At 70.5% G+C, this 8928-nt stretch carries 10 protein-coding genes; 5 read left to right on the forward strand and 5 right to left on the reverse strand.

The annotated features are described in order from the left end of the window. The first annotated feature begins 44 nt into the window (after positions 1-44). On the forward strand, positions 45-1631 hold the full coding sequence (locus ABZW18_RS24200; protein ID WP_356190830.1) for a Na+/H+ antiporter: 1587 nt from the start codon (positions 45-47) through the stop codon (positions 1629-1631). 81 nt (positions 1632-1712) lie between these two features. Here ABZW18_RS24200 and ABZW18_RS24205 read toward each other — a convergent pair whose 3' ends face one another. From ABZW18_RS24205 to ABZW18_RS24215, 3 genes are all read right to left on the reverse strand, one after another. Continuing rightward, positions 1713-2303 (reverse strand): N-acetylmuramoyl-L-alanine amidase, encoded by a 591-nt coding sequence (locus ABZW18_RS24205; protein ID WP_356190832.1) that lies wholly within the window; start codon positions 2301-2303, stop codon positions 1713-1715. Positions 2304-2490: 187 nt separating this feature from the next. Continuing rightward, positions 2491-2724, reverse strand: coding sequence for a hypothetical protein (locus ABZW18_RS24210; RefSeq protein WP_356190835.1), 234 nt, complete (start codon positions 2722-2724; stop codon positions 2491-2493). Between the two features lie 289 nt (positions 2725-3013). After that, positions 3014-3955, reverse strand: a complete 942-nt coding sequence (locus ABZW18_RS24215) for a beta-ketoacyl-ACP synthase III (protein ID WP_356190837.1) — start codon at positions 3953-3955, stop codon at positions 3014-3016. Between the two features lie 348 nt (positions 3956-4303). Between ABZW18_RS24215 and ABZW18_RS24220 the strand changes: the two genes are divergently transcribed. Then, positions 4304-4714 carry a YciI family protein gene (locus ABZW18_RS24220; RefSeq protein WP_356190840.1) on the forward strand — a complete coding sequence of 137 codons (411 nt, stop codon included), beginning with the start codon at positions 4304-4306 and terminating at the stop codon, positions 4712-4714. Continuing rightward, complete coding sequence (locus ABZW18_RS24225) at positions 4711-5952, forward strand: RNA polymerase sigma factor (protein ID WP_356190842.1); 1242 nt, start codon at positions 4711-4713, stop codon at positions 5950-5952. The genes ABZW18_RS24220 and ABZW18_RS24225 overlap by 4 nt, the downstream gene beginning before the upstream one ends. A 430-nt stretch (positions 5953-6382) precedes the next feature. Here ABZW18_RS24225 and sodN read toward each other — a convergent pair whose 3' ends face one another. After that, positions 6383-6778: a superoxide dismutase, Ni gene (gene sodN, locus ABZW18_RS24230; RefSeq protein WP_356190844.1), complete on the reverse strand. Its 396-nt coding sequence runs from the start codon at positions 6776-6778 to the stop codon at positions 6383-6385. A gap of 142 nt (positions 6779-6920) precedes the next feature. Between sodN and sodX the strand changes: the two genes are divergently transcribed. Further along, the gene (sodX, locus tag ABZW18_RS24235; protein WP_356190846.1) at positions 6921-7400 is read left to right on the forward strand and encodes a nickel-type superoxide dismutase maturation protease; all 480 of its coding nucleotides are present in this window, start codon (positions 6921-6923) and stop codon (positions 7398-7400) included. Here sodX and ABZW18_RS24240 read toward each other — a convergent pair. Continuing rightward, on the reverse strand, positions 7304-7933 hold the full coding sequence (locus tag ABZW18_RS24240) for a CGNR zinc finger domain-containing protein (RefSeq protein WP_356190848.1): 630 nt from the start codon (positions 7931-7933) through the stop codon (positions 7304-7306). The genes sodX and ABZW18_RS24240 overlap by 97 nt on opposite strands. 78 nt (positions 7934-8011) lie before the next feature. Between ABZW18_RS24240 and ABZW18_RS24245 the strand changes: the two genes are divergently transcribed. Beyond that, on the forward strand, positions 8012-8806 hold the full coding sequence (locus ABZW18_RS24245; protein WP_356190850.1) for a methyltransferase domain-containing protein: 795 nt from the start codon (positions 8012-8014) through the stop codon (positions 8804-8806). The last annotated feature ends 122 nt before the right edge of the window (positions 8807-8928 follow it).

Below are 8928 nucleotides of genomic sequence, written 5' to 3' on the forward strand. Positions count from 1 at the left end.
GCGGCGGGTGGTGCGCTGGTGACGGATGGGGACTGAGCGAGCCGATGGACGCATTTCCCCTGCTGTTGCTGGTCGCAGGCAGCGCGGCCGTCGCGGGTCTGGCTCGCCGTACCCCCGTTCCCGTGCCGCTGCCGCTGGTCGCCGCCGGACTCATCGCCAGTTACGTACCGGGTGTTCCGGACTACGCGCTCGACCCGGATGTGGTGCTTCCGCTGGTGCTGCCGCCGCTTTTGCATCTGGCCGCGCTCGACAGTTCCTATCTCGGACTGCGGGCCAATATCCGGCCGGTCGCGCTGCTGTCGGTCGGCTATGTGCTGTTCGCGACGGCCGTGGTCGGCTGGATCGTCCACCTCGTCGTGCCGGGCATCCCGCTGACCGCTGCCCTGGTGCTGGGCGCTGTCGTCGCCCCGCCGGACGCGGTGGCCGCGACAGCCGTGGCCCGCAGGATCGGGCTGCCGACCCGGATCACCACGATCCTGAAGGGCGAGTCGCTGTTCAACGACGCGACCGCGATCACCGCCTTCAAGGTCGCGCTGGCCGCGGCGGTGGGCGAGGGCGCGACCTGGGCCGGGGGCCTCACCGAATTCGCCGTCGCCGCGGTGGGCGGCGTGGGCGTCGGGCTGCTGCTGATGGGCCCGCTGCACTGGTTGCGGACCCGGCTGCGGGAACCGCTGTTGCTGAACACCCTGTCGCTGCTGATCCCGTTCGTGGCGTACGCGGCCGCCGAGAAGGTGCACGCCTCGGGGGTGCTCGCGGTCGTGGTGGTCGCCCTCTACCTCGGGCACCGCTCCTGGCAGGTCGATTTCGCCACCCGGCTCCAGGAGGCGGCGGTCTGGAAGATGGTCGCCTTCATCCTCGAGTCGTCGGTCTTCGCGCTCATCGGCCTGCAACTGCGAGTCGTGCTGCGAGGCCTCGACGACTACGAGCCGGGGGAGGCGGCCGTGTACGCGGTCGTGGTGCTCGCGGCCGTGATCGTCTCGCGCTTCGTCTGGGTCTACCCGGCGACGTATCTGCCCATCCTGCGCAGCCCGAGCGAGAGCAGGCCGCCGTGGAGGTATCCCTTCGTGCTGTCCTGGGCCGGGATGCGCGGGGTGGTCTCGCTCGCGGTCGCCTTCTCGATCCCGGTGGCCGCGCACGGCGGGGAGCGGTTCCCGGACCGCGATCTGGTGCTCTTCCTGACCTTCACGACCGTCATCGGGACGCTGCTGTTGCAGGGGCTGACGCTGCCGCCCCTGATCAGACGGCTGGGGCTGCCGGGGCGCGATGTGCACCAGGAGACCCTGGTGGAGGCAGAGGCGCAGAACGAGGCGTCGGTCGCCGCGGAGCGACGGCTCGACGAGCTGCTGGCCGACCCGCGCAACGCCCTGCCGGCGCCCCTGGAGAACCGGCTGCGCACGACGCTGGAGCGGCGGCGCCACGCGGTGTGGGAGCGGCTCGGTGGCGTGAACGAGGTGACGGGGGAGTCGGCGGACGACACCTACCGGCGGCTGACCCGGGAGGTCATCGCTACGGAACGCGAGGTGTTCGTACGGCTGCGCGACCAGGGGCGGATCGACGACGAGATGCTGCGGACGCTGCTGCACAAGCTGGATCTGGAGGAGGCCGCGGTGTACCGGGAGGAGGCGGAATAGTCGCTTCTCGGGGGCGCGACCTGGGCGAGAGCAACTGCCCCGCTGCGCGGGAGGCCACGCGCGGCGGGGCGGACGACCGGGCTAGTTGAGGCGGTCGCGGATGCGGTTGCGCATCGAGGTCATGGTGAACCCTCGCGGATCGACCTTGCCCGGCTGCCATTCCAGGTGCCCGATCACGGATCTCTCGTTCCACCCGTGGTGCCGGCAGACCGCGGCGGCCGCGCGCTCGATCGCCTCGAGTTGGGCCGCCGGCCACGGGTCCTCGCCGTCGCCGAGGTTCTCGCACTCGAAGCCGTAGAAGTGGCGATTACCGTCGGTGTTGGCCTCGTTGTCCGGGGGGAGCGCCTCTTCGGCGATGACGGCGCGCAGCACGTCGTCATCGCCGAGACCGGCGTGGTTGGCGCGCCCGTACCCGACCAGGTGCACGGTGCCGTCCTTGGCGATGACGCCGAGGCACAGCGGGCCCGGCAGGGACTCGTATCCGTCCCGGCAGATGCGGACCGTTGCCGCGGTCCCCTGCGTCACGGAGTGATGGATCATCACCCCGTGCACCGGGCCCCAGGGGCCCTTGTGATTGCGGTTGTGGTGACGCCAGTCGCCGACCTGAACAACCGTCAGGCCTTCGTCCTTCAAGGCGTCGAGGAAGCTGCTCGCGGACATGGGTGGGGCCACGGCCGCCCTCCTTCGTGGGGACGACGGCCACCGATTGTGACCGCCTCCTACGTTCCGCTTGTACCGGAGGAACGACTCGTCCGCCAGATCATTCGCACGGCGTACGAGCCGATCCAGCCGCGAAAACGCCCGGTCGTCGGCCCGGTGAGGCGCACCGGTAGAGGCGCACCGAGTAGGAGGCGGTGTCTCAGGTGCGCAGGAACGCGTCCCCGTGTGTGGCGATGTGGCCCTCGACGGCGGTCAGCGCCTGCTGGGTCGCCTCCGGCGTGCCGGCGCCGCGCTTCTCCGCGTAGTACGCCGCGCCCAGCTGCTTGAGCAGGTCGTGTCCCGTCCGTTGCGCCTGCACCTCGTCGATCTTCTGCTTGCCCTGATTGAGCCCGCGCTGTGCCTGTTCCTTGGCGCGGTCCAGAAACCCAGCCATGCTGCCTCCTGCGATTGGGGCGGATGGGGCGGAAGTGACCTTGCGCCCTCAACCCGGACAACGGCTCATCCGCCTACCGGGTTCCCCCGGACCGCTATCCGGAATCGCAAGAAATGGCAGCTTTATGCGGGTGATGTCAGCGTAGTCGGCCCCCAAGGGACGCGCTTTCTTCACCTACGCCTCCCGCTACGCATCCCGCTATGGCCGCCCGACGCCGGCCGGGCTGCGGGAGTGTCCGGCGGCGGGGTGGTCCGGCTCCAGGGTGCGGCGCCGGGCGGCCGGAGCGCGGCTACGGGCAGCGTATGACCTGGCCCGCGTACGACAGATTGCCGCCGAAGCCGAACAGCAGCGCCGGAGCGCCGGGCTCGACCTCGCCGCGCTCCACGAGCTTGGACAGGGCGAGGGGGATGCTCGCGGCCGAGGTGTTGCCGGAGTCGACGACGTCCCGGGCGATCACCGCGTTGACCGCGCCGATCCGGCGGGCGACCGGCTCGATGATCCGCAGGTTCGCCTGGTGCAGAACGACCGCCGCGAGGTCCTCGGGCCGTACCCCCGCCTGTTCGCACACCCGCCGTGCGATGGGCGGGAGTTGGGTGGTGGCCCAGCGGTAGACGGACTGGCCCTCCTGGGAGAAACGGCCGGGGTTGCCCTCGATGCGTACGGCGTGGCCCATCTCCGGTACCGATCCCCACACCACCGGGCCGATCCCCGGCTCCTCCGATGCCACGACCACGGCCGCGCCCGCGCCGTCGCCGACCAGGACACACGTCGAGCGGTCCGTCCAGTCGGCGAAGTCGGTGAACTTCTCGACGCCGATCACCAGAGCCCGGGCGGCCGAGCCCGCCCGGATGGCGTGGTCGGCGGTCGCGAGCGCATGCGTGAAGCCCGCGCAGACGACGTTGATGTCCATGGTGGCGGGGGAGGCCAGACCGAGCTGGGCGGCGACGCGGGCTGCGGTGTTCGGGCTGCGGTCGACGGCCGTGCAGGTCGCGACCAGGACGAGGTCGATGTCCTCGGCCGCCAGCCCGCTGCCCGCCAGGGCCTTCGCCGCGGCGGCGGCCGCCATCCGGTCCACCGGCTCGTCCGGTGCGGCGATGTGGCGCGTACGGATCCCGACCCGGGTGCGGATCCACTCGTCGCTGGTGTCGACCGTCGCAGCCAGGTCGTCGTTCGTCAGAACCCGGGCGGGCTGGTAGTGGCCCAGAGCCAGTACGCGTGACCCGTGCGTCATCGGACGGTCTCCCTGTTCGTGCGGTCGGTGGTATGCATCCAGTCTTGGGAAGACAGTCCCGTACCGAGGGCGTGTGATCGACCAAGGTTCCGCCGCGAGAACTGGCGCTACCCGCATATCGCCGGGCAGCCTCGCTCGCCCGTTCGATGCGATGTCGCAGGGCACCCTACCTGTCCTCAGCGGCTGGAGCTGCCACCCACCGCTACGGATGGCCATGAAACGGGCAGATTGTGTAGTAGCGGACGTGTCGACCTCCTCCTCCCGGAGAGGTCGAGTACCGGCCCTCGGCTCCGACGTCTCCTGTGACAGGTGCTCGTTCCGGGCGCCGGCACCGCGAGAGGTGAAGAGATGAAGTACATGCTGTTGCTGCTGGGCAGGCAGGAGTCCTGGGACGCGATGGGCCTGGGGGCGAGGGAGGAACCCGTCTGGGCCGAGGAGGACGTCGACATGGTGTTCCGTTTCATGAGCGCCGTGACGAGGGACCTCAGCGAGTCCGGTGAACTGGTCGACACGCGGGGTCTGGCCGATCCGGCGCACACCAGGACCGTCCGGCTCAGGAACGGCGTTCCGGCGGTGACGGACGGGCCGTTCTCGGAAGCCAGGGAAGTCCTGGCGGGCTATCTCGTGGTCGACTGCGCGAGCCTCGAGCGGGCGACCGAGATCGCCGCACGCATCGCGTCGTGCCCGGTGCCCGCGGGCTACGATCCCGACCCGGTGGAAGTGCGGCCGATCATGGAGGACGCCGGGACGGAGATGTGAGAGCGGACTCCGGGGTCGAGGACCTGCTGCGGCGGCTCGCGCCGCAGGTCCTCGGCGCGCTCGTCCGGCGCTACGGACACTTCGACACCGCTGAGGACGCGGTGCAGGAGGCGCTGCTCGCCGCCGCCGTCCAGTGGGCCGAGGACGGCGTACCGGAGAATCCGCGGGGCTGGCTGATCAGGGTCGCCTCCCGCCGGATGACCGACCTGCTGCGCAGCGAACAGGCGAGGCGGCGCCGGGAGGAGACGGCCGCGGCGCTGACGCCGCCCGACGAGCTCCTGGCGCCGTCCCCCGGCGAGGGGCGCACGCCGGCCGAGGACGACACGCTGACGCTGCTGTTCCTGTGCTGTCACCCGGTGCTCTCCCCGGCTTCCCGGATCGCGCTGACCCTGCGGGCGGTCGGCGGCCTGACGACGGCCGAGATCGCCCGCGCGTTTCTCGTTCCGGAGGCGACGATGGCCCAGCGCATCAGCCGGGCCAAGCGACGCATCAAGTCCTCCGGCATCCCGTTCCGGCAGCCCGCGGACCGGGAGCGTACGGAACGGCTCGGCGCTGTCCTGCACGTGCTGTACCTGGTGTTCAACGAGGGCTACACGGCCACCTCCGGCAGGAACCTGCAGCGCAACGAGCTGTCGGGCGAGGCGATCCGGCTCACCCGCGCGGTCCGCCGACTGCTGCCGGACGACGGCGAGGTCGCCGGACTGCTCGCACTCATGCTCCTCACCGACGCACGGCGGCCGGCCCGCACCGATCCGGACGGCGCCCTGATCCCGCTGGCCGAACAGGACCGGAGCCGGTGGGACCGGGAAGCCATCGACGAGGGCATCGCACTCGTCACCGACGCGCTGTCCCGTACGCTCCCCGGCCCGTATCAGCTCCAGGCCGCGATCGCCGCCGTGCACGACGAGGCGGTGCACGCCGAGGACACCGACTGGCCGCAGATCCTCGCGCTGTACGAGCTGCTCGAACGCCTTTCACCGGGCCCCGTCGTGACGCTCAACCACGCCGTCGCGGTCGCGATGGTGGACGGCCCGCGGGCCGGTCTCGACCTGCTCGAGACGCTGGACGCCGATGGCCGGCTGACGGGCCATCACCGTCTTGACGCGGTGCGCGGCCATCTCCTGGAGATGGCCGGTGACCACGGAGCGGCACGCTCCGCGTATCGCACGGCGGCCCGCCGGACGATGAGCATCCCCGAACGCCGCTACCTCCAGGCCCGCGCCGCGAGACTCACGTGAAGAACCGGTCGGCGGCGGTCGGCGTGGTGGGGCGATCACCGCTGGGATCCGGGGTGATCGCCGCTGAGGATCAAGGGCGAGGCATACCGATCGAGTGGTGTATGAATTTCGTTGCCGTCGGGCTGCAAGCGCGTCGGCACCGGAGGGACTCGAGTTCCGGAGAGCGAACGACTCCAGTCCGGGCTGGGAATCGAGAGGTTCTGGGGGCTATGTGTCACAAGCTGGCGCTGACGCGGGCGTTGACGCGCCGTCGGGGGACATGGGCGCGACTCGATCCTGAGGCAGGCAGTGCGGGAGCAGGCGGTGTTCGTCCCCGAACATAGGACCGCACCCGGTCCGTCGTAGACGCCGTGGCTGGCGGTCTGCGGAGCGGGTGCGGTCCGGGGACCTGCAGCCTGGGAAGTCGCAGGTCCGAACGCGTGATCGAGGATCAGGCCTTCTTGGTCTCCCAAAAGATCTTGTCGATTTCGGCGATCAGGTCCAGTAGCTTCTGGCCGGTCGCCGGGTCCGTCGAGCCCTTGGCGGCGCTCGCGGCCTTCAGAGCGTCGTTGACCAGCTGGTGCAGCTGCGGGTACTTCTCGAAGTGCGGGGGCTTGAAGTAGTCGCTCCAGAGCACGGAGATGTGGTGCTTCGCGAGCTCCGCGCGCTGCTCCTTGATGATGATGGCCCGGGCACGGAAGTGTGCGTCCTCGTTGGCCTGGTACTTCTCCTGGACTGCCTTGACGGATTCGGCCTCGATGCGGGCCTGAGCCGGGTCGTACACGCCGCAGGGCAGGTCGCAGTGGGCGCTGACCTGCACCTTGGGGGCGAACAGGCGGGAAAGCATAGAGCTGTCCTTCCTCGTGATCGTCTTCTCAAGTGGGAGATTACTCCGTAGGGGATGTGTTCTCGCGTGTGCCCCTGGGGGCTTAGGACAAAAGTCCAGTGTCACGCTGGTACTGGCGGAGGAACGGACCGGGAGGTGCCGGATGCCGGAAGGTGGCCGGTGGCAGGGGTACGAAGACGGTCGTGAGCTGGGGCCGGAGCATGTCCGCGAACGCCGGGGGGCACTGCCCTACGGGCTCGCCGAAGTGGTCGGACCATCCATGGTGCCGACCCTGCAACCGGGCGACCGGCTCGTCGTCCGGTACGGGGCGCCGGTCCGTCCCGGCGGTGTCGTCGTCCTGCGGCACCCGATGCAGCAGGACCTGCTCATCGTCAAGCGCGCCGTCGAGCGGCGCGAGGGCGGCTGGTGGGTGCTCGGCGACAATCCGTTCGTCGAGAACGACAGCCGGGAGTTCGGAGCCGTTCCCGATGAACTGGTCCTGGCCCGCGCGCGCGTGCGGCTGCGGCCCCCCAGCGTGCTGAAGGGTCACAGGTCGCCGGTGGCGCTGCTCTCCTGGATCGTCTCGGCCGTCTGCCCCGTGCGCTCCGACCGCTCGCTCTCCAGGCGCTTGCGGGCCCGGTAGGCCGCCACATTGGCGCGTGTGGCGCAGCGGTCCGAGCAGTAGCGCCGGGAGCGGTTGGTCGATGTGTCGAGATAGGCGTTGCGGCACGGTGCGGCCTGGCAGATGCCGAGCCGCTCGACGCCCAGTTCGGTGAGGTGGAAGGCGAGCCCCATGGACGCCGTCGCCGCGAAGCCGGCGGTGGCGTTCGCGGGGTGGTCGGCGATGTGCATGTGCCAGTTCGGGCGGCCGTCCGCGTCTCGTGTCTCGTGCCCGGAGATCTGCGGGCTGACAGGGAACTCCATCAGCAGGGCGTTGAGCAGGTCCACGGCCCGTACCTCGTCGCCCTCGTCGGCCGCCTCGAAGACGGTGCGGAGCCGGGCCCGTACGGCGCGCAGCCGGGTCACGTCGGCCTCGGTCGCGCGCCGGGCCGCCTGCGAGGAGGAGCCGAAGAGGCCCCGGACCGCCTCCACCGAAGTGAGCCGGTCCGTTCCGCGGGCCGGGTCCTCGCTGTTGACCAAGCGCACGGCGTAGTCCGAGTAATAGGCCAGTTCCACTTATAGTCCTTACAGAGGCGGTCTAGAGTCGATGGCGATCGGTGTAATGGCCGGTCTACCTTTGAGGGTATTACGAGCATGACGAGTTCGGACGAGTTGGAGGGGATCGCGGTGGCGGAAACGGTGGCGAGCGCCGACTGGGCAGCCTGGCAGACCAGTTGGGACCGCCAGCAGGAGTGGTACCTCCCGGACCGCGAGGAGCGCTTCCGGGTGATGCTCGACATGGTCGAGGCGCTGGTGGGCCCCGAGCCGAGGGTGCTGGATCTGGCGTGCGGTACGGGCAGTATCTCGGACCGGCTGCTGCGCAGGTTCCCCCGGGCCGTCAGTACCGGAATGGACCTCGACCCCGCGCTGCTCACCATCGCGCAGGGCTACTTCGCGGGCGACGACCGGGTGCAGTTCGTGACGGCCGATCTGCACGACCCGCAGTGGATCGACAAGCTCCCGTACGAGACGTACGACGCGGTCCTCACTGCGACCGCGCTGCACTGGATGCACACCGAGCCGCTGCGGGAGCTCTACGGCCTGCTCGCCGGCGTCATCCGGGACGGCGGCGTCTTCATGAACGCCGACCACATGCCGGATCCCTCCACGCCGCGGATCAACGCGGCGGACCGTGCCCACCGGCACGCGCGGATGGACCGTGCGAAGGCCGGGGGCGCGCTGGACTGGAGCGACTGGTGGGAGCTCGCCGCCGCTGACCCGGTGCTGGCCGAGCCGACCGCGAAGCGCTTCGAGATCTACGGCGAGCACGCCGACGGTGACACCCCTTCCCCCGACTGGCACGCGGAGGCGCTGCGCTCGGCGGGCTTCGCCGAGGCGCGGGCGGTCTGGCGTTCGCCCTCGGACGGGATGGTCCTCGGGCTCAGGTAGCGGCGCGCGGGGCGGCGAAGGCGGGGGCGGCGAAGGCGGAGAGGGAGAAGGCGGAGGGGGAGAGGGAGAAGGCGGAGGGGGAGACGAGAGAGGCGGTACGGGGCCAGGACCGGCAGATCGGA

Origin of the sequence: Streptomyces sp. NPDC004647, from assembly GCF_040609575.1 — a bacterium.
Taxonomy (GTDB): domain Bacteria; phylum Actinomycetota; class Actinomycetes; order Streptomycetales; family Streptomycetaceae; genus Streptomyces.